This window comes from Aquicoccus porphyridii, assembly GCF_008369105.1.
Lineage (GTDB): Bacteria > Pseudomonadota > Alphaproteobacteria > Rhodobacterales > Rhodobacteraceae > Aquicoccus > Aquicoccus porphyridii.
The window spans coordinates 554,592-574,195 of sequence record NZ_VINQ01000001.1; the positions used below are offsets into that span (position 1 = coordinate 554,592).

General features: G+C 65.9%; 18 protein-coding genes. 4 read left to right on the forward strand and 14 right to left on the reverse strand.

Annotated elements, in window-relative coordinates; translation table 11 throughout:
• Positions 1-2 precede the first annotated feature (2 nt).
• The 4 genes from FLO80_RS02715 (at position 3) to FLO80_RS02730 (ending at position 5,626) form a co-directional block, all read left to right on the forward strand.
• Positions 3-1,622: an AMP-binding protein gene (locus tag FLO80_RS02715; protein ID WP_111361883.1), complete on the forward strand. Its 1,620-nt coding sequence runs from the start codon at positions 3-5 to the stop codon at positions 1,620-1,622.
• Entirely contained in the window at positions 1,619-2,449 is an 831-nt protein-coding gene (locus FLO80_RS02720) for a tryptophan 2,3-dioxygenase (RefSeq protein ID WP_111361882.1), read from the forward strand. Before FLO80_RS02715 ends, FLO80_RS02720 begins: the two co-directional genes overlap by 4 nt.
• Before the next feature lie 39 nt (positions 2,450-2,488).
• Positions 2,489-2,893 carry a RidA family protein gene (locus FLO80_RS02725; protein WP_111361881.1) on the forward strand — a complete coding sequence of 135 codons (405 nt, stop codon included), beginning with the start codon at positions 2,489-2,491 and terminating at the stop codon, positions 2,891-2,893.
• A gap of 429 nt (positions 2,894-3,322) precedes the next feature.
• Positions 3,323-5,626 (forward strand): molybdopterin guanine dinucleotide-containing S/N-oxide reductase, encoded by a 2,304-nt coding sequence (locus FLO80_RS02730; RefSeq protein ID WP_111361880.1) that lies wholly within the window; start codon positions 3,323-3,325, stop codon positions 5,624-5,626.
• A 288-nt stretch (positions 5,627-5,914) separates the two neighbouring features.
• On the opposite strand, the gene FLO80_RS02735 is transcribed toward FLO80_RS02730, so the two are convergent.
• From FLO80_RS02735 to FLO80_RS02800, 14 genes are all read right to left on the reverse strand, one after another.
• Positions 5,915-6,274 (reverse strand): Na+/H+ antiporter subunit G, encoded by a 360-nt coding sequence (locus FLO80_RS02735; RefSeq protein WP_111361879.1) that lies wholly within the window; start codon positions 6,272-6,274, stop codon positions 5,915-5,917.
• Positions 6,275-6,281: 7 nt separating this feature from the next.
• Positions 6,282-6,551, reverse strand: a complete 270-nt coding sequence (locus FLO80_RS02740) for a K+/H+ antiporter subunit F (protein ID WP_111361878.1) — start codon at positions 6,549-6,551, stop codon at positions 6,282-6,284.
• Positions 6,548-7,039: a Na+/H+ antiporter subunit E gene (locus tag FLO80_RS02745; RefSeq protein ID WP_111361877.1), complete on the reverse strand. Its 492-nt coding sequence runs from the start codon at positions 7,037-7,039 to the stop codon at positions 6,548-6,550. The genes FLO80_RS02740 and FLO80_RS02745 overlap by 4 nt, the downstream gene beginning before the upstream one ends.
• A gap of 3 nt (positions 7,040-7,042) precedes the next feature.
• Positions 7,043-8,584: a monovalent cation/H+ antiporter subunit D gene (locus tag FLO80_RS02750; RefSeq protein WP_111361876.1), complete on the reverse strand. Its 1,542-nt coding sequence runs from the start codon at positions 8,582-8,584 to the stop codon at positions 7,043-7,045.
• Positions 8,581-8,943 (reverse strand): Na+/H+ antiporter subunit C, encoded by a 363-nt coding sequence (locus tag FLO80_RS02755; RefSeq protein ID WP_111361875.1) that lies wholly within the window; start codon positions 8,941-8,943, stop codon positions 8,581-8,583. The genes FLO80_RS02750 and FLO80_RS02755 overlap by 4 nt, the downstream gene beginning before the upstream one ends.
• Complete coding sequence (locus FLO80_RS02760; RefSeq protein ID WP_111361874.1) at positions 8,944-11,811, reverse strand: monovalent cation/H+ antiporter subunit A; 2,868 nt, start codon at positions 11,809-11,811, stop codon at positions 8,944-8,946. It abuts the gene before it with no gap.
• A gap of 150 nt (positions 11,812-11,961) precedes the next feature.
• Complete coding sequence (locus tag FLO80_RS02765; protein WP_111361873.1) at positions 11,962-12,744, reverse strand: tyrosine-protein phosphatase; 783 nt, start codon at positions 12,742-12,744, stop codon at positions 11,962-11,964.
• Entirely contained in the window at positions 12,745-13,560 is an 816-nt protein-coding gene (locus FLO80_RS02770; RefSeq protein WP_111361872.1) for a metallophosphoesterase, read from the reverse strand.
• A 2-nt stretch (positions 13,561-13,562) separates the two neighbouring features.
• Positions 13,563-14,345, reverse strand: coding sequence for an ATP-binding cassette domain-containing protein (locus tag FLO80_RS02775; protein WP_111361871.1), 783 nt, complete (start codon positions 14,343-14,345; stop codon positions 13,563-13,565).
• On the reverse strand, positions 14,342-15,307 hold the full coding sequence (locus FLO80_RS02780; protein WP_111361870.1) for an ABC transporter ATP-binding protein: 966 nt from the start codon (positions 15,305-15,307) through the stop codon (positions 14,342-14,344). Before FLO80_RS02780 ends, FLO80_RS02775 begins: the two co-directional genes overlap by 4 nt.
• Positions 15,304-16,134 carry an ABC transporter permease gene (locus FLO80_RS02785; protein ID WP_111361869.1) on the reverse strand — a complete coding sequence of 277 codons (831 nt, stop codon included), beginning with the start codon at positions 16,132-16,134 and terminating at the stop codon, positions 15,304-15,306. Before FLO80_RS02785 ends, FLO80_RS02780 begins: the two co-directional genes overlap by 4 nt.
• Positions 16,131-17,078: an ABC transporter permease gene (locus FLO80_RS02790; protein ID WP_111361868.1), complete on the reverse strand. Its 948-nt coding sequence runs from the start codon at positions 17,076-17,078 to the stop codon at positions 16,131-16,133. Before FLO80_RS02790 ends, FLO80_RS02785 begins: the two co-directional genes overlap by 4 nt.
• A gap of 33 nt (positions 17,079-17,111) precedes the next feature.
• Positions 17,112-18,608: an ABC transporter substrate-binding protein gene (locus FLO80_RS02795; protein WP_111361867.1), complete on the reverse strand. Its 1,497-nt coding sequence runs from the start codon at positions 18,606-18,608 to the stop codon at positions 17,112-17,114.
• 157 nt (positions 18,609-18,765) lie between these two features.
• On the reverse strand, positions 18,766-19,566 hold the full coding sequence (locus FLO80_RS02800) for a crotonase/enoyl-CoA hydratase family protein (RefSeq protein ID WP_111361866.1): 801 nt from the start codon (positions 19,564-19,566) through the stop codon (positions 18,766-18,768).
• Positions 19,567-19,604: the final 38 nt, after the last annotated feature.

A 19,604-nucleotide genomic window follows, 5' to 3' on the forward strand; every position in this document is an offset into this window, starting at 1 on the left:
ACATGCTCAGACCATCGGCCCACGAGGACAGCTTCGCGCGCGACAACCTGCCCGCGCCGGAGACATGGCCGGAGCTTCGCATCGACGCGTTCGATTATCCCGACCGGCTCAATGCCGGGGTGGAACTGACCGATGCGATGGTCGCGCGCGGCTTTGGCGATCATACCGCGCTCATTGGCAACGGGCGGCGGCGGACCTATAAGGAGCTCTCGGACTGGACCAATCGCCTTGCCCATGCATTGGTTGAAGATTTGGGTGTAAAGCCCGGGAATCGTGTTCTTATCCGGTCGGCCAACAACCCGGCGATGGTGGCCTGCTGGCTGGCCGCGACCAAGGCGGGGGCGGTGGTGGTCAACACCATGCCGATGCTGCGCGCGGGCGAATTGGCGAAATATGTCGACAAGGCCGGGATCACCCACGCGCTTTGCGATACGCGGCTGATGGACGAGATGGCGATCTGCGCCAAGCAGTCGGAATCTCTCAGGACGGTGGTGGGGTTCGATGGCACCTCGAACCACGATGCCGAGCTGGACCGGCTGGCGCTGGAGAAATCGGTGCAGTTCGATGCGGTGGAAACCGCGCAGGACGACGTGGCGCTGATCGGGTTCACCTCCGGCTCGACCGGGGAACCCAAGGGCACGATGCATTTTCACCGTGACCTGCTGATCATCGCCGATGGTTACGCGCGCGAGGTGCTCGACGTGCAGCCCGAGGATGTGTTCGTGGGCTCGCCGCCGCTGGCCTTTACCTTCGGGCTCGGGGGCTTGGCGATTTTCCCGCTGCGCTTTGGTGCGGCGGCCACGCTTCTGGAAAACGCCACCCCGCCCAACATGGTCGAGATCATCGAGAAATACCGCGCAACTGTCTGTTTTACCGCGCCAACCGCCTATCGCGCCATGCTCAAGGCGATGGACGAGGGCGCGGATCTTTCCAGCCTGCGCGCCGCCGTGAGCGCGGGCGAGACCCTGCCCGCGCCGGTCTATGACGAATGGATGGAGAAGACCGGCAAGCCGATGCTCGACGGGATCGGCGCGACCGAGATGCTGCATATCTTTGTCACCAACCGCTTCGAGGATCACCGCCCCGCCTGCACCGGCAAGCCGGTCACGGGCTACGAGGCGCGGGTGATTGGCGAGGATGGGCAGGAACTGCCCCCCGGTGAGATCGGGCGGCTGGCGGTGCGCGGGCCGACCGGGTGCCGTTACCTGCGTGGCGAGCGGCAGATCGAGTATGTGCAGGACGGGTGGAACATCACCGGCGATGCGTTCTTCATGGACGAGGAAGGCTATTTCCACTTTGCCGCGCGCAATGACGACATGATCCTGTCGTCGGGTTACAACATCGCCGGGCCGGAGGTCGAGGCGGCATTGCTGGCCCATGAGGCCGTGGCCGAATGCGCGGTGATCGGCGTGCCGGACGAGGAGCGCGGCGCCATCGTCGAAGCGCATGTGGTGCTGTCGGCCAGCGCGGTGCCTGGCCCCGAAATGATCAAGTCATTGCAGGACCACGTAAAATCGACGATTGCGCCCTATAAATACCCGCGCTCGGTGGTGTTTACCAAGGCCCTGCCCAAGACCGAAACCGGCAAGATCCAACGCTTTCGCCTGAGGTCGACGCGATGAGCGGCGCATATGATCCCGGGCGCGAGGGTGCCAAGCTCGATTTCAAGGGGGCGATGTCATACGGTGATTACCTGCATCTGGATGCGCTTCTGGATCAGCAACACCCGCTTTCGGATGCCCATGACGAAATGTTGTTCGTCATCCAACACCAAACTAGTGAATTATGGATGAAGCTTGCGATTCACGAGCTTTCCGCCGCCCGGGAGGCGCTTGAGGCCGGTCAACTGGAGCCGATGTTCAAGATGCTGGCGCGGGTGAGCCGGATCTTTGAGCAGCTCAACAACGCGTGGGACGTTCTGCGCACCATGACACCGGCGGATTACACGCGGTTTCGCGACACGCTCGGGCCGTCGTCGGGGTTTCAATCCTGGCAATACCGGATGATCGAATACGTGCTGGGCAACCGCAATCCCAACATGCTCAAACCCCATGCGCATGTGCCGGAAGTGGTTGAAAAGCTTGAGCAGGAACTGGGCCGCCCGAGCTTTTACGACGTGGTTGTCGCGCGGCTTTTCGAGGGCACGGGCGGGGGCGAACCCCCTGCCCCGCAGCTTGACCGGCCGCATGAGGCGGTGCCCGAGATCCAGGCGCGGTGGAAGATGGTTTACGAGGATACCGCGAACCATTGGGCGCTTTATGAACTGGCTGAAAAGCTGGTCGATCTGGAGGATTATTTCCGCCGCTGGCGGTTCAATCATGTCACCACGGTCGAGCGGGTGATCGGGTTCAAGCGCGGCACCGGGGGCACTTCGGGGGTGGGGTACCTGCGCCGGATGCTGGAGGTGGAGCTGTTCCCCGAGCTTTGGCACCTGCGCGGAGAGCTTTGAGAAATCAACGGGTTACGAGACGGAACAAGGAGAGGCGAGATGGCGCCCAAGACAATTCAGCCCGAAGGATGGGCCCCGGCACTCGGCTATGCCAACGGGATGTTGATGGAGGATGGCACGCTGCATATCGCGGGCCAGATCGGCTGGAATGCGCAGAAGGTGTTCGAGCGGCACGATTTCGTCGGGCAGATGGAGCAAACCCTTGAAAACATTGCCGCAATAGTGCGTGCGGCGGGGGGTGACGTGGGCGATATCGGGCGGCTGACATGGTTCGTGAAGGACAAGGCCGAATACATGGCCCACCAGCGCGAGATCGGCGAGGCCTATCGCCGGGTGCTGGGCCGGCATTTCCCGGCCATGTCGTTGATTATCATAAAGGATCTGGTCGAGGACGAGGCCCTTCTCGAGATCGAGGCGACGGCGTTCGTCAAGCCCAAGGGGTAAGATCGAGGGCACCGCGCGCTCGGGTTAACACGATTTTTCGGCGAAAAATCGGGGGGTGACATCCGGCTGACATGCGGCTGCTGCCCGGCTGCCGGGTAAATCCTGACAAAGGGTTAACGCGAGGGGTTAACGTGGCGTGCGCTTGGTCGCGTTCATTTCGCCCGGGCCACAACATACCCTGAAGCGCGATGCGCCGAACAGGAGCTGATTGACACCCAACGAAAGGGCAGCGCCCGACCCGGGGTGGGCGTGAAGCGCCCGCCCATGGGGCGGGTCGGACGCTGCCCGGGCTGCATGCAGCCCGGGCGGGATGAACGCGATCAAGCGCAACAAGCCCAAGGCCACTGGCACCACGCGCCACTTCTTGCCTTCGCCCGTGCTTTGCGCAACTCTCGCGCGGCGACGAACGGGCCATGAAGGAGGCGCGCGATGAAGGATCTCGACCGCAAACCGATCACCAACAGCCATTGGGGCACCTATTGGGTCGAGGCCGAGAATGGCGAGCCGACCGGGTTGACGCCGTTCGAACACGATCCCGACCCCTCGCCCATCGGGCCGGGCATGGTCGAGACGCGCCGGGATGCGTTGCGCATCACCCGGCCCGCGGTGCGGCGCAGCTGGCTTGAGGGCGGGCCGGGCACGGCGGGCGCGCGGCGTGGATCGGAAGAGTTCGTCGAGGTCACATGGGACGAAGTGAACCGCCTGATTGCGGACGAGTTGCAGCGCGTGCGGCGCGATCATGGCAACAAGGCGATCTATGCCGGGTCCTATGGCTGGGCCAGCGCGGGGCGGTTTCACCATGCGCAGGGGCAGCTCAAGCGGTTTCTCAACCTCGTGGGCGGGTTCACCTCGTCGGTCAACACCTATTCCTTTGCCGCCGCCGAGGTGATCGTGCCGCATGTGCTGGGCGATTTTCGCAGCTTTCTCGACCGGATGACATCGTGGGAGTCGATTGCCGAGCATTGCGATCTTTTCGTGGCCTTTGGCGGGGTGCCGCTCAAGAACGGGCAGATCACCCAGGGCGGCACCGGCGCGCATGTGCAAAAGGCCGGGGTTCTGGCGGCGCATGCGGGCGGCACGCGGTTCGTCAACGTCTCGCCGTTGCGGGCGGATTTTCTCGACCGGGTGGAGGCCGATTGGCTGGCGCTCAGACCGTCGACCGACGCGGCGCTGATGCTGGGGCTGGCGCATGTGATCCTGTCCGAGGGGTTGCATGACCGCGCGTTCCTTGAGCGATATACCGTGGGATTCGAGCGGTTCGCGGCTTACCTGACAGGCGAGACGGATGGGGTTGCGAAAACCGCCGACTGGGCCGCCGCGATCACGGACATTCCGGCCGACACGATCCGCGATCTGGCGCGGCGCATGGCACGCGGGCGCACGATGATCTCGGTCGCCTATGCGCTGACCCGGCAGGACCATGGCGAACAGCCCTATTGGGCGGCGATCACGCTGGCGGCAATGCTGGGGCAGATCGGCCTGCAGGGCGGTGGCGTGGGGTTCGGCTATTCGGCGATGAACCACACCGGGCTCAACCGGCGGCAGGTGCCTTATGCCGCCTTTCCGCAGGGCCAGAACCCGGTGCCCGATTACATCCCAGTGGCGCGGGTCACCGACATGCTCGAAAATCCCGGGGGGACGGTCGAGTATAACGGGCGCACGCTCACCTATCCCGATGTGCGGCTCGTCTGGTGGGCAGGGGGCAACCCGTTTCACCATCATCAGGACCTCAACCGCCTGCGCCGGGCGTGGGCAAAGCCCGAGACGATCATCGTGAACGAATGGTGCTGGAACAGTCTCGCGCGGCATGCCGATATCGTGCTGCCCTGCACCACCCCGCTTGAACGCGACGACATCGCCATGTCGCCCAAGGATCCGTTCATCACCATGATGGACAAGGTCGGCGAACCGGTGGGCGAGGCGCGCGACGATCACGAGATCTTTCGCGGGATCGCCGCCGCGATGGGCGTAGAAGAGGCGTTTACCGAGGGGCGCAGCGCCGGGGAGTGGCTGCGCTGGCTTTATGACCTGTCGCGGCAGGCGGCGGCGCGCGGCAGGATCGAACTGCCCACGCTCGACGAGTTGCGGCGCGAGGGATGGCACCGGGTTCCGGCGCCCGAGAAACAGACCGTGATGATGGAGGCGTTTCGCGCCGATCCCGAGGCGCGGCCGTTGAAGACGCCGAGCGGCAGGATCGAGATCTTTTCCGAGACCATCGCGGGGTTCGGGTATGACGATTGCCCGGGTCACCCGGCCTGGATCGAGCCGCTGGAATGGCTGGGCAAGGCGGGAGCGGGGGATGCGCTGCACATGATTTCGAACCAGCCCAAGACCAAGCTGCACAGCCAGATCGACCACGGGTCGCTGAGCCGCGCCGACCGGGTGGCGGGGCGCGAGCCGGTGCTGATGAACCCCGAGGATGCCGCGAAGCGGGGTCTGTCGGAGGGGCAGATCGTGCGCCTCTTCAACGCGCGCGGGGCGACCCTCGCCGGGCTCAGGATCAGCGACGAGATCCGCCCCGGGGTGATCCAGATCGCCACCGGCGCGTGGTACGAGCCCGCGGGCGAGACCTGTGTGCATGGCAATCCCAACACTCTCACCCCCGACAAGGGCACGTCGAAACTGGCCCAGGGGCCGATCGCGCATTCCTGCCTGGTCGAGGTCGAGGCGGCGGGCGATGTGCCGCCGGTCACGATCGGGGTCGCGCCGCCGGTGATCGTGCGCGGGGGTTAGGGCAGATCTGATCAAACCGCATTCGCCCAATGCCAAACGAAAGGGCATCACACGGCCGCGGTCGGGTACTCACAACATCAGTGCAGAGCCCTTAATCCCGCAACGTCATCCCCAGTCCCAAGTGATGCGCAACCTCTCGAAAGCACCCGGTCACGCCGAAGGCGTGCCTCCGGCACGACGGGGCGGCCCCCTCCCGGCAGATTTTTCGCGAGACAAAATCGCCTGCCGGGCAATGGTGTGCTGCCCGGGCGGCTGCGCCGCTGTTCCGGGCGGGATGCTATAGCGGCCCTATTCCGGCGGGTCGTTGTAGACGGCCCAGCCGTAGGTTTGTTCGCTCTCGGGCAGGTCTTCTTCGGGCACATGCTTGGTCAGGTGGGTCTTGGCGATGAAATTCGCGGTGATCGGCGCGGTGATGAACAGGAACAGCGAGATCAGCAGCTCGTGGAAGGAGAAGCTGCCCTTGACCAGCGTGAAATAGAGCATGGAGGCGATCAGCACCCCGCCCACGCCCAGCGTCGTCGCCTTGGTCGGCGCATGGATGCGCTGCATCGTGTCCTTGAGTTTCACAAGGCCGAAAGACCCGACCAACCCGAACACCCCCGCCACGACGAGGAAGAAGGAGATCAGGATGTCGCTCAAGGATGCCATGTTGCCCTCACTCGATGATGTCGCCGCGCAGCACGAAGCGGCAATAGGCCACGGTCGAGACGAACCCGACCATGGCGACCAGCATGGCCGCCTCGTAATAGACCGCCGTGCCCTCCTTGATGCCGTAAAGGACGAGGAGCGAGATGACGTTGATGACCATCGTGTCGAGCGCGAGGATGCGGTCGGCGAGGCCGGGGCCGCGCAGCATGCGCCAGAGGCAGAACAGCAGGCCCAGCCCGAAACAGCCCATGGCAAAGACAAGCGCGGTCTCGATCATTCGAATATCTCCTTGAGACGTCCTTCGTAGCGGCCCTTGATGTTTGCCCTGACCGTGTCGGGGTCATCGGTGTGCAGGCAGTGGACAAGGATGCTGTGGATGTCGGCGCTGAACGTCACCGACACGGTGCCCGGTGTCATGGTGATCGTGCCCGCCAGCACCGTGATCGCCTCGGCCGAGGTGAGTTCGAGCGGCACGGTGATCCAGTGCGAGTGGATGCGCGCGTTCGGTTTGAAGAGGATGATCAGCGCCACCTGCACGTTGGCGACGATGATGTCCCACAACACCACCAGCGCGTATTCCACCGCGCGCAGCGGGCTGCTGATCCGCGGGCGGTTGGGCCAGTAGGGCGAGGTCAGAATGGGGACCGCCACGCCGAGGATCGCACCGAGCAGCACATTGCCCGGCGTCACCTTGTTCACGAGGCCAAGCCAGACCACGACCAGCACGAGGCTGAGGAGCGGGTGGGGGAAAAGTCGTGCAGTCACGGTTTACTCTCCCCTGCCGGTTCCGAGAACGGACTCGATATAGCCCGCATGGTCGAAAAGCTGTAGTGCGGTCGCTTCGAAATACCCGGCCACGGGCCCGGCGAGGGCGGCGAGGGCCCCCAGCATCGCCAGCGCGGCAAAGACCGGAACCAGTTCGGCGGTGGTGACCGGGGCGGGTGTGTCCTGGGCGGAGCTGCCCGTCGAGGCGGATGCGGGCGCGGTGACGACGGTGGATTTCCAGAACAGCACGCTGCCCGCCCGGGCGAAGCCGACGATGGTGAGGAGCGAACCGGCCAGCACGCTGACCCAGGCCCAGACGATCACCTCGGGGGCGCGCAGCGCGTCGAGCACCAGGAGCTTGCCCAGGAAGCCGCTGAGCGGGGGCATCCCGGCGATGCCGATGGCCGCGCCAAAGAAGAGCGCGGCGAAAAGCCCGTTCTGCGCGGTGGCGGGCAACGTGGCCAGCGCGCCGCTGCCGCGCCGGTGCAGGACCAGGTCGGCCAGCAGGAAGAGCGCCGCCGCGGCAAAGGTCGAGTGCACGAGATAGTAAAGCCCCGCGGCAAAGGCGGCGGGCGTGAAACTGGCCACCGCGATCAGCAGCACACCCATGGAACCGACCACGGCAAAGGAGACGAGCGGCAGGATCTGGCGCGCGCCCATCACCCCGAGCGCACCGATGGCGATGGTGACGACGGCACCGGGAAAGAGCCAGCCTGCCATCAGCCCGTCGGTCGCCTCGACCCCCGGGCCGAAGACGAGGTTGTGAATGCGGATGATGGAATAGGCCCCCACCTTGGTCATGATCGCGAAGAATGCGGCCACCGGTGCGGGCGCGTTGGAATAGGTGCCCGGCAGCCAGAAATGCACCGGAAAGAGCGCCGCCTTGACCGCGAAAACCACCATCAGCAGGATCGCCGCCACGCGCACAAGTGCTGCCTCGTCGGCCGGGATTTCGCGCAGGCGCAGCGCAAGGTCTGCGATATTGAGCGTGCCGGTGCTGGCATAGAGCACCGCCAGCGCGAAGAGAAACAGGGTCGAACCGGCAAGGTTGATCACCACGTATTGCAGCCCCGCGCGCATCCGCTCGCGCCCGCCGCCGTGGATCATGAGGCCGTAGGAGGCGATCAGCAGGATCTCGAAAAAGACGAAGAGGTTGAAGATGTCACCGGTCAGGAAAGCGCCGCAGACGCCCATCAACTGAAACTGGAAAATGGCGTGAAAATGCCGCCCCTGCCGGTCCCAGCCCGAGGCGCAGGCGTGCCACAGCACGATCACGGCAAGGATCGCGGTCAGCAGGACCATCACCGCCGAGAGACGGTCAAGCACCAGAACGATCCCGAACGGCGCGGGCCAGTCGCCGAGCCGGTAGACCAGCGTCTCGCCCCCCGAGGCCATGACCACGAGATGCACGGCGATGCCCAGAAGACCCACCGCCCCGGCCATCGAGGCGACCCGCGCCAGCGTGATGTCGTGGCGCATCACGTAACCGATCACGGGCGCGAGGAGCGCCGGAAGCAGGACCGGTGCAATGATCCAGTGCATCATGAGCCCGCCTTTTCATCCGCGGCGCCGGTTCCGGGCGCGTCCATGTTCACCTCGTCATTGCCGGCTTCGAGATAGGAGGCCAGCGCCACCATGACGAGAACCGCCGTCATGCCAAAGGAAATCACGATCGCGGTCAGCACGAGGGCCTGCGGCAGCGGGTCGGTATAGCTCGCCTCGCCGTATTTCGACAGGACCGGCGGCATGTTGATCGCCAGCCGCCCCGACGCGAACAGAAGGGCATTCGCGGCGTAGGACAGCATCGCCAGCCCGAGAATGACCGGAAAGGCCCTCAGACGCAGGATGAGATAGATCCCGCTCGCGGTCAGCACGCCGATGGAACTTGCCACCACCACTTCCATTCACGCCTCCTTGCGCTTTTCGACCGTGTCGGTCGGGTCATAATCCATCGGCTCGCGGTTCACCGTCTCGCCAGCGATCCGCGCAAGCCGCGACAGGCTGTAGAGCATCAGCATGACCGCCCCGAAGACGACGAGGAACACGCCGAGATCAAAGGCCATCGCGGTGGCCAGCTCGAACTCCTCGATCGGGGGGAAGTGGAAATAATCGTAGGCGCTGGTCAGGAAGGGCTTGCCCGCCAGCATGGCCCCTGCCCCGGTCAGCCCCGCGATCACCACGCCAAAGCCGATCAGCCCGTGATATTCGAACCGCTGGCGCGCCTGTGTCCAGGCAAAGCCCGACGCCATGTATTGCATCAAGAGCGCGATCGAGATGACCAGCCCGGCGACGAACCCGCCGCCCGGCTCGTTATGGCCGCGCAGGAAGATGTAGATGCCGACCATGAAGGCGATCGGCATCATCACCCGGGTCGCCACCACCATCATCAGCGGGTGGCGGTCGCGGGAGCGGTCGGGGGCATAGACCGTCTCGCGCAGGCGGCGCGAGACGGGGCCGTTGAGCAGCGTCTCCATCAGGGCAAAGATCACCAGGCCGGCAATGCCCAGAACGATGATTTCGCCATAGGTGTCATAGCCACGGAAATCGACGAGGATCACGTTGACCACGTTGGTGCCGCCACCGCCTTCGTAGGAATTGGCGAGGTGATAGTCCGAGATCGTGTCGACATCGCGCAGCATGAAGGCATAGGACAGCGCCGCCAGGGCAAGCCCCGACGCGCCCGCGATCACGCCGTCACGGATGCGCAGCGCCGCGCCGCTTTCCACCGGGGTTTCCTTGGGCAGGAAATGCAGCGCCAGCAGGAGCAGCATGATCGTGACCGTCTCGACCGAGATCTGCGTGAGCGCGAGGTCCGGCGCCGAGAGATAGACGAAACCGGCCGACAGCATGAGCCCGACCACGCCGAGAATGACAAGCGACAGGAACCGGCGGCGATGGGTGAGGGTGACGGTGATCACCGCCACGATCAGGAGCACCCAGCCGATCGCCACGGCGGGCGGCACCGGCAGGACCGGGCGGGTTTCCATGGTCAATCCACCACCCGTCCATGCCGCGTAGCCCACGATCAGCGTGGTGACGAAAAAGATCGCCAGGTAGCGGCTGATCGCGCCGTTATGCATGGTTTCGGTGATGCCGCGCGACAGCGCCGCCACCCGCGCGATCAGCGCGTCGAAGATGATTTTCGCCTCGGGGCGCGGCAGCGCGTTCCAGAGCCAGTCGAGCGGGCGATGCAGCGCCAGGAGGACAAGCCCGCCGGCCACCGCGATCACCGACATGAAGAGCGCGGGCGTCACGCCATGCCAGATCTTGAGCGAGTAATAGGGCATCTCGCCACCGCCGATCACCGCGCCTCCGGCGACGGCCACCAGCGGGCCGACCACCGCCGCGGGCATGATGCCGATGATCACCACGCCAAGCACCAGGAGCCCCGGCGCGGCCCACATGCCGAAGGGCGGGTCATGCGGCTTGGCCGGGTAGTCGTCGCGCACCGGGCCGAGGAACACATGCGCGATGAACCGGAACGAATAGGCGACCGACAGGAGCGCGCCCAGCGTGGCCAGCACCCCCACCGCATAGGGGCTGTTGCCCCAGCTGGTATGGGCGGCCTCTTCGAGCATCATCTCTTTCGACAGGAAGCCGTTGAAGAGCGGTATGCCCGCCATCGACAGCGCCCCGACCGTGCCGATGAGGAAGGTCACGGGCATCAGGTGGCGCAAGCCCCCAAGCCGCTTGATGTCGCGGGTGTGGGTCTCGTGATCGACGATCCCGGCGGTCATGAAGAGCGCGGCCTTGAAGGTGAGGTGGTTGATGATGTGAAACACCGCCACCACGGCGGCCAGTTTCGTGCCGAACCCCAGAAGCATGGTCAAAAGGCCAAGGTGACTGACCGTGGAGAACGCGAGGAGCGCCTTCAAATCATCCTTGAAGAGCGCGATGAGCGCGCCCAGCACCATGGTGATGAGCCCGGTCGTCGCCACGAGGTAGAACCACGCATCGGTTCCGGCGAGCGCGGGCCACATCCGCGCCATGAGGAACACCCCCGCCTTGACCATCGTGGCCGAGTGCAGATAGGCCGAAACGGGCGTGGGCGCGGCCATGGCGTGCGGCAGCCAGAAATGGAACGGAAACTGCGCCGACTTGGTGAACGCGCCGAGCAGGATCAGGATGAGCGCGGGCAGATACCAATCGGAGGCGCGGATCAGATCGCCTGCGACGAGGATGTCGGTGAGGTTGTAGCTGCCGACGATATTGCCGAGGATCAGCATCCCCCCGATCATCGCAAGCCCCCCCGCCCCGGTCACGGCCAGCGCCATGCGCGCGCCCTGTCGGCCCTCGGGCAGGTGTTTCCAGTAGCCGATCAGCAGGAACGAGGAAAGGCTGGTCAATTCCCAGAAGATCAGCAAAAGCAGGATGTTGTCGGAAATCACGATGCCCAGCATCGCGCCCTGGAAGAGCAGGAGGTAGGTATAGAACTGCCCCATCGGGTCTTCGCTCGAGAGGTAGAAACGCGCATAGAGCGTAATCAAGAGCCCGACGCCGAGGATCATCCCGGCAAACAAGAGCCCCAGCCCGTCAAGAAAGAACGCCGCCGACAGGCCGAGCTGCGGCAGCCATTCGACCTCAAACCGGATCACGTTGCCCTGCATCACATCGGGCGCGAGCATCGCCAGAAGGAGCAGCGCAAACGCGGTGGGAAGGGCGGTGAACGACGCGCAGGCCGTGCGCCCGGCCCGGATCATCAGCCCCGGGATCAGGGCACCGACAAAGGGAAGCGCCGCGATGACCAGCAGGAAACCGTGTTCGATAAACATGTCGCGCGCTCTGCCCTCTCCGCCCCGGTTCTTGTCCTGTTACCCGAAAAGAAATACCGGCGCAAACCCGGCCAAGGCAAGATGTTTACGGGTTTTTTCGGGCGTCGCGCGTTTAGATGTCCACGGGCAAGCCCGTTGCGCCGCGCAGGCTCAGCGTGGCGGCGCCTGTGCGGCAAGCAGCCGCGCCGCCAGTCGCGCGCGCGCCGCCGAATCAAGACCGATCCCGGCCAGATACTCCGGCACCGATCCGTAATCGCGGGCGATATCCGCCAGAACCCGCTGCATCGTTTCGGGGCGTGACCTGAGCGCCCGGCCATAGGCGTCGGTATCCGACCCCTTGATCCGCGCCAAGTCGAGGAACTCGGCCACCAGCGGCGCGATATGGCGTTCGGTGCTGGCGTAATCGGCCACGATGTCCGCGTCGCGCACATCGGCATTGCCCAGCAACAGGGCCGCGATCAGCCCGGTGCGGTCCTTTCCGGCGGTGCAGTGGAACATCACCGCGCCGGGCGGGGCCTCGGTGATGGCCTGCATCACGTCGCGCAGCGCGGGCGCGCGCGTCGACAGGGTGCGCGCATAGAATTCCGGCAGCGGGTCGGGCCCGGTCGCGCCTTCGTGCACGTTCGCGGGCGCCAGTGCATCAAAGAGCGGCAGGTGCAGGTAGTCGAGCGAGGCAATCTCGCCCAGCGGGTTGGGCGCATTGGCAAGCTCGTGCGGGGCGCGCAGGTCGATCACGGTGCGCAGCCCGGTGCCGAGCAGAAGATCGAGATCGCCCGATGTCAGGCGATGCGGGGAATCCGCGCGCAAGAGCCTGCGCCGCCGGGTGAGGCCGCCCGAGCGGGTGCGGTATCCGCCCAGATCGCGGACGTTATAGGCCCCGCTCAGCGCGAGGTGGCGATCGTCGTTGTCATCTTCGGAGATGGGCGCGGTCATTCAGGCAAACCCCCGCAACCGCTCGGCGGCGATCCGGCCCAGCACGGCGCCCCGGGGCGCCAGCGGCACGAAGCGGATGTCGAGCGCATCGGGCAAGACCTGCCCAATGGCAAAGCCCGCGCCCTCGTACATCACGAGGTCGCTCGGCTCGAGCAGGTCGATACTGTTGTGCAACCCGGTCGAGATCACCACCGGGATGCCGTGCCAGTGCAGCACGCGGTTGCAATGCACATGCCCGCTCAGGATCGCGGCCACGTCATGCCCGGAGAGCCGCGCGGCCAGTGCCGCGCTGTCCTCGGGGGTGAGGCTTTCCCATGCCAGCCCGGCGCCTTGTGGCATGGCGGGCGGGTGGTGGCACAGGATCAGCTTGGGCAGGTCGGGATGCGCGGCCAGCGCCGCGTCGAGCAAGGCGAATTGATCGCCGTCGATGGCGCCGCCGACCCGGCCGGGCACCGAACTGTCGAGCGCGATCACATGCAGCCCCGCCAGCACGCGGTCATGAAAGACGGGCGTCGCGTCGCGCGGTGCATCGGGGTCAAAGACCGCGCGAAAGCCTTCACGCCCGTCATGGTTGCCCAGCGACATCACCACCGGCATCGGCAGGTCATCGAGCGCGGCCCTGACATGCCGGTAGCTTTCGACATCGCCGTGATTGGTCAGGTCGCCCGAGATCGCCACGAAATCGGGGGCTGGATCCATGCGCCCGATCTCGGCCAGCGCGTGGGCCAGCATCGCGGGCGTGTCGGAGAGGAGTTGCGGATCGTCGCGGCCCGGATCGGTGACGTGCAGGTCGGTCAGGTGAACGAAGCGGGTCATGGTCAATCCTCGAGTGCGGCCGCCGCCAGAAGGGTGCGGGTGTAATCTTGTGCAGGACGGGTCAGCACATCGCCCACGGGGCCGCGCTCGACCACCTGTCCCTCGCGCATCACCAGCACATCGTCACAGATGCTTGAGACGACGGCAAGGTCATGGCTGATGAACAGGATTGCAAGGCCAAGATCGTCTTGCAAGTCCATGAGAAGGTTGAGGATCTGGGCCTGAACGCTGACGTCCAGCGCCGACACGGCCTCGTCGGCGACGAGAAGCCGGGGGCGGGTGATGATGGCGCGGGCGATGGCGATGCGCTGGCGCTGCCCGCCGGAGAATTCATGCGGAAAGCGGTCGGCATGGTCGGCGCGCAGCCCGACCTGTTCGAGCGCCTGCGCCACCGCGCGCGCGTGATCGCCGCCCGCGCCCTGCGCGCGCAGTGGCTCGGCGATGGACCAGCCGATGCGGCGCCGTTGATCGAGCGAGCCGAACGGGTCCTGGAACACCATCTGGAAGCCGCGCCGCGCCGCACGCATCGCCGCCGGGGAGAGCTGCGCGAGATCCTGGCCGTCAAACACAACGCGGCCCGTGTCGGGCGTCTCGAACCCCATCACCAGCCGCGCCAGCGTCGATTTGCCCGACCCGCTTTCGCCGACGATGCCGAGCGTCTGCCCGGTTTCAAGCGTGAACGAGATGTCGCGCACCGCCGTCAGCATCGGCGCGGGCCGGAACAGCGACAGGCGCGGCAAGCGGTATTGGCGCGTCACCGCCTCGACCGAGAGAAGCGCACTCATGCCCCTGCCCCTTTTGCGCGGGCCTGCAACAGGTGGCAGGCGGCCCAGCTGTCGGGGGCCGTGGTCACCGGCTGCGGCATCTCGGCGGCGCAGCGCGCGATTTCCTGCCCGCAACGCCCCGAGAAGCGGCAGCCGCGCGGCAATTCCTGTGGCGGTGGCACGCTGCCCGGGATGGTGGGCAGGCGCCGCTTGCCATGCGCCGCGAGCGACGGGCGCGCGGAGAGAAGCCCGGCGGTGTAGGGATGCGCGGGGGCGCGCAGCACCTCGGCCGTGGCGCCGGTTTCGACCACGTCGCCGCCATACATCACCATGAGGCGCTCTGTCGTGCGGCTCACGGCGGCGAGATCGTGGCTGATGAAGAGCAGGCCCATCCGGCGCTCTTCGGCCAGCCGGACGAGAAGCCGCGTGATGCGCAGCGCCACGTTGGCGTCAAGTGCGGTGGTGGGCTCGTCCGCGATCAGGAGTTCGGGGTCACAAGCCAGCGCCAGCGCGATCAGCACCCGCTGACGCTGACCGCCGGAGAGCTGGTGCGGATATTGCGAGAGCCGCCGTTCGGGGTCGAGAATGCCGGTCTCGTCGAACAGCGCCAGCGCCTTGTCGCGCGCGGCACGCGGGGCGAGGCCGAGATGCCGGATCAGCGGTTCGGCCACGGTATCACCCACCCGGCGCAGCGGGTTGAGCGCGCTCATCGGTTCCTGAAAGATCATCGCCATGCGCCGCGCCCGCAGCCGCCGCCACGCGGATTCATCCGCGCCGCACATCTCGGCCCCGTCGATGCGGATCGAGCCGGTGACGCTCAGCCCGTCGGGGACCATGCCCATCAGCGACATTGCCAGAAGCGTCTTGCCCGAGCCGCTTTCGCCGACCACGCCCAGCCGTTCGCCGGGGGCGACGTGCAGGCCCACATCGCGCAGGATCGGGCCCGCGGCGCTGGTGATGGAAAGCCCCTCGACCTCGATCATGCGCGTCGCTCCCGAACGAGGCGCGGGTCGGTCATGTCGCGCAACCCGTCGCCCAGAAGGCCAAAGCCCAGAACCGCGACAAAGATGCACAAGCCCGGCCAGATCGCCAGTTGCGGGGCGAGATACATGAGCGTCTGCGCCTCGGACAGCATCCGCCCCCACGAGGGCGCGGGCGGTTGCGCGCCAAGCCCGAGGTAGGAGAGCGCCGCCTCGGTCAGGATCGCGACCGCGAATTCGATCGTGGCCTGAACGATGACGGGTGCGGCGATGTTGGGCAGGATGTGATCGCGCGAGATGGCGAAACGGCCCATCCCCGCCGCGCGCGCCGCATAGACATATTCGCGGTGCCAGACCTGGTTGGCGGCCGCGCGCGACACCCGCGCGAAGATCGGGATGTTGATGAAGGCGATGGCGACCACCACCACGCTCAGCGAGGGGCCATAGGCCGCCGCCAGCATGATCGCGAAGAGCAGCGCCGGGAAGGCAAAACCGAGGTCCGAGACGCGCATGATCGCCTCTTCGGTCCAGCCGCCGCGCGCCGCCGCCAAGAGGCCAAGCGATGTCCCCAGAACACAGCCCACCCCCACCGCCAGCATCGCCACCATCATCGAATTGCCCGCCGCCACCATCAGTTGCGACACGAGATCGCGGCCAAGCTGATCGGTGCCCAGCCAGTGTTCGGCGCTGGCGGGGGCGAATTTCTGCGCCACGTTGATCACCGCGTGGGGGTGCGGTGTCCAGATCACCGACAGGAGTGCCACGCCACAGACCAGCGTCACCAGTGCGGCACCGATGACCAGGTTCGGGGAAAGCCGGCGTTCACTCATCCCCTAGCCTCGCGCAGGCGGGGGTCGATGACCACATAGGCGATATCGACAAGGAAATTCGCCGTCACCACCAGCGCGGCAAAGAGCATCACCAGCGCCTGTACCGTGATCAGGTCGCGATTGGCGATGGATTGGAACAGGAGCCGCCCCAGCCCGGGCAGGTAGAACACGTTCTCGATGACGATCGTGCCGGTGACGAGCCCGGCGAATTGCAGCCCCACGATGGTCACGATCGGCACCAGCGCGTTGGGCAGCACATGGCGCCAGAGCACATGGCGCGACCCGAAGCCGGTGGCCCGCGCGGTGCGCACGAAATCGAGCCGCATCACCTCGAGCGCGGCGGAGCGCGTGACCCGGGCCAGCACCGCCGACTGCACCAAGGCAAGTGCCGCCGTGGGCAACACCAGCGAGCGCAGCGCCGCGACCGGATCGCCCCAACCGGGAAAGCCGCCCGGCGGCAGCCAACGCAACTTGACCGCGAACAAGAGAACCAGAAGCATCGACAGCCAGAAGGCCGGGATCGCGATGCCCATCTGGCTCAGAAGCATGATGCCCCAATCGCCCGGGCGGCCATGACGCGCCGCCGCCGTGATGCCCAGCACCAGCGCCAGCAGCACGGTCACGACCATGCCGGACAGCGCCAGTGAAAAGGTGAGCGGCAGGCGTTCGGCGATGAGGCCCGAGACCGGCACGCCGAAGGAATAGCTTTCGCCGAAATCGCCGCGTAACGCGCCCGCGACCCAGTCGAGATAGCGCAGGATCACCGGTTGATCGAGACCGAGGCGCGCGCGCAGGGCGGCGCGCGCCTCTTCTGTTGAGTCGATCCCGAGGATGGTGAGCGCCGGATCGCCGGGCAGCACGTTCATCACCGCGAAGACCACGACCGACACCGCCCAGAGCGTCAGGAGGAATCCGGCGAGCCGCCGGGCGATGAAATAGCTCATGCCTTCATACCGATCCGGGTTGCGTTCAGCGTGTCACTCGGCCCAGGACATGCTGGCGCGCGGCTCGTAGAGCACCGGCGAGGCGGTCCAGTAGCCGCGCAGGCGCGCGTCATAGACCCCGAGCCGTGGCAGTTGGAAGAGGAAGCCGTGAATGGCGTTCTCGGTCAGGTATTCCTGCCCCTGCCGCAACAGGTCGTTGCGCGTGTCGGGGTCGGCCTCGGTGCTGATCCGGTTCCAGAGATCGGTGAAATCCGGGTCTTCAAATCCATAGAAATAGGACTTGCCACGCGCGAAATTGCCCATGTCGTTGGGGCTTGTATGCGCGATGATGGTCATGTCGTAATTCTGCTTCTTGTAGATCTCGTCGAGCCAGAAGCCCCATTCGACATTCTCGACCTTGGCGTCGATCCCGGCGGCGGTCAGCTGGGCCTGGATGATCTCGCCCGAGCGCATGGCATAGGGGAAGGGCGGCACGCGGATGGTCATCGTGCTGCCCGCGACGCCGGCTTCCTCGAACATGGCGCGGGCCGTGTCGGGGTCATGCGGATAGGTGTCCAGCAGATCAACATAGGCGGGGCCGTGCGGCGGATAGAAGCTGCCGATCGGGGTGGCGCGGCCATACATCGCCCCGTCGATGATCGCGGCACGGTCGATGGCGTGGCTCACTGCGCGGCGCACCTCGACATTGTCGAAGGGTGGCTTGGCGTTGTTCATGGCAAGGATCACCTCGCCCTCGGTGCTGCCCATGGTGACGGTGAAGCGCGGATCGGCCTCGAATTGCGGCAGCATCTCGGGGGCGGGAAAGCCCGGGAAGGCGTCAAGCTCGCCCGACAGGAGCGCGGCGCTGGCCGCGGCGGGATCGGAGATGAAGCGGATCACCACCTTGTCCAAGGCCACATCGGCGGCATCGCGGTAATCGGGGTTCTTCGCGAGGGTGAGCCGGTCGCCCCGCGTCCAGCTATCGAAGCGGTAGGCGCCGGTGCCGATGGGCGCGGTCTTGAGCTGGTCCACGCTCTCGGGTGCGACGATCGAGGCATCGCCCCGCGCGATGTTGAACAGGAAGAATGCATCCGGGTTCTTCAGCACCATCTCGACCGTGTGCGAGTCGATGACCGTGACGCTTTCCACCGGGCTGAAAATGCCCTTGGTCGGGTTCTCGCTGTCGTCGGCCATGGCGCGGTCGAACGAGAATTTCACATCCTCGGCGTCAAAGGCGGTGCCGTCGTGATAGGTGACCCCCTGGCGCAGGTTGAAGCGATAGGTCAGCCCGTCGTCGGAGATGGTCCAGCTTTCGGCCAGTGCGGGAAGAACCTCGCCCGATTCGTTCGCGACGGTCAGCGACTCCAGCACGTTATGGGTGATGATCCCGTCGATGGCCGCGGTCGCGTCACTGGTCGGATCGAGCGTCGTCGGCTCCTGTTGAAAGCCGATGGATACCGATGTTTCGGCCGATGCCGCCGTTGCACCAAAGGCGATGGCGAGCGCGAATGCGCCTGCCAGGCCTGTGCCTGAGATTCGTGTGAAAGCCATGCTTGTCCCCTTCTTACGATGCGCAGGGGCTTTGGGGAGTCGGGATGACCCCCAAGGCCGCCATTGTCGCCAAGCCCGGGGTTAAGCCTAGCGTTTGACAGTCATGTGACGCCAGCAAAATTTACCTCGCGTCAGCCTGTCAAAGAGGCACGGCACGTCACTCGGGGCGGACGCGCGCGGCGGTCTTGTCGGCAAAGGCCTTGAGCCGGGCGCGCGCGGGTTCCTGCGTGTTGACGATGCCCGCGACCACCGATTCCGCATAGGCGGCATCGAGTGCCGACATGTTCTGCATGTGGCTGATCGCCGAGCAGATCGCGAAATTCGTGAGCGGCAGGTTGTCGGCCGAGCGCGCGGCGAGTTCGCGCGCCGTGACCATGCTGTCCTCGACGAGATATTGCGCGAGACCCACGTCCACGGCCTCCAGCCCTTTATAGACGCGGCCGGTGAGCATCATGTCGACCATCCGTGCCTTGCCCACGAGGTCGGCCACGCGGATCGTGGCGCCACCGCCGGTGAAGAGGCCGCGCTGGCCCTCGGGCAGGGCGAAATAGGTGCCGTGATCGGCCACGCGGATATGCGCGGCGCTGGCCAGTTCGAGCCCGCCGCCCACGACCGCGCCCTTGAGCGCCGCGATGATCGGCACGCCGCCATATTCCATCTTGTTGAACGCCTCGTGCCAGCGCAGGCACAGATGCATGAAATCCTCGGGGCGGCGATCCGCGTCGTGATGTTCGATGAGGTCGAGCCCGGCGCAGAAATGATCGCCCTCGGCGGCCAGCACGATCGCCTTGGCACCGAGGCGCCCGGCCTTGGAAAACACCTCGACCATTTCTTCTACCGTGTGGGAATCGAGCGCGTTGCGCTTGGCCGGACGGGCGAGGGTGATTGTCCAGACCCCGTTTTCCTCGGTTTCGATGCGCAGGTTCTGCACCTCTTGCTTCAGTCGCTCAACACTCATCTTCGGTTCCTCCGGTTGTCTCTTGCATCACTGCGGGC

Bases quoted from the DNA above. Each gene is read 5' to 3' on its own strand.
- FLO80_RS02740 (WP_111361878.1), bottom strand. From the start codon at position 6,551: ATGATCGAGACCGCGCTTGTCTTTGCCATGGGCTGTTTCGGGCTGGGC.
- FLO80_RS02730 (WP_111361880.1), top strand. From the start codon at position 3,323: ATGAAGGATCTCGACCGCAAACCGATCACCAACAGCCATTGGGGCACC.
- FLO80_RS02770 (WP_111361872.1), bottom strand. From the start codon at position 13,560: ATGACCCGCTTCGTTCACCTGACCGACCTGCACGTCACCGATCCGGGC.
- FLO80_RS02725 (WP_111361881.1), top strand. From the start codon at position 2,489: ATGGCGCCCAAGACAATTCAGCCCGAAGGATGGGCCCCGGCACTCGGC.
- FLO80_RS02790 (WP_111361868.1), bottom strand. From the start codon at position 17,078: ATGAGCTATTTCATCGCCCGGCGGCTCGCCGGATTCCTCCTGACGCTC.
- FLO80_RS02800 (WP_111361866.1), bottom strand. From the start codon at position 19,566: ATGAGTGTTGAGCGACTGAAGCAAGAGGTGCAGAACCTGCGCATCGAA.
- FLO80_RS02715 (WP_111361883.1), top strand. From the start codon at position 3: ATGCTCAGACCATCGGCCCACGAGGACAGCTTCGCGCGCGACAACCTG.
- FLO80_RS02795 (WP_111361867.1), bottom strand. From the start codon at position 18,608: ATGGCTTTCACACGAATCTCAGGCACAGGCCTGGCAGGCGCATTCGCG.
- FLO80_RS02750 (WP_111361876.1), bottom strand. From the start codon at position 8,584: ATGATGCACTGGATCATTGCACCGGTCCTGCTTCCGGCGCTCCTCGCG.
- FLO80_RS02735 (WP_111361879.1), bottom strand. From the start codon at position 6,274: ATGGCATCCTTGAGCGACATCCTGATCTCCTTCTTCCTCGTCGTGGCG.
- FLO80_RS02775 (WP_111361871.1), bottom strand. From the start codon at position 14,345: ATGAGTGCGCTTCTCTCGGTCGAGGCGGTGACGCGCCAATACCGCTTG.
- FLO80_RS02760 (WP_111361874.1), bottom strand. From the start codon at position 11,811: ATGTTTATCGAACACGGTTTCCTGCTGGTCATCGCGGCGCTTCCCTTT.
- FLO80_RS02720 (WP_111361882.1), top strand. From the start codon at position 1,619: ATGAGCGGCGCATATGATCCCGGGCGCGAGGGTGCCAAGCTCGATTTC.
- FLO80_RS02755 (WP_111361875.1), bottom strand. From the start codon at position 8,943: ATGGAAGTGGTGGTGGCAAGTTCCATCGGCGTGCTGACCGCGAGCGGG.
- FLO80_RS02780 (WP_111361870.1), bottom strand. From the start codon at position 15,307: ATGATCGAGGTCGAGGGGCTTTCCATCACCAGCGCCGCGGGCCCGATC.
- FLO80_RS02785 (WP_111361869.1), bottom strand. From the start codon at position 16,134: ATGAGTGAACGCCGGCTTTCCCCGAACCTGGTCATCGGTGCCGCACTG.
- FLO80_RS02765 (WP_111361873.1), bottom strand. From the start codon at position 12,744: ATGACCGCGCCCATCTCCGAAGATGACAACGACGATCGCCACCTCGCG.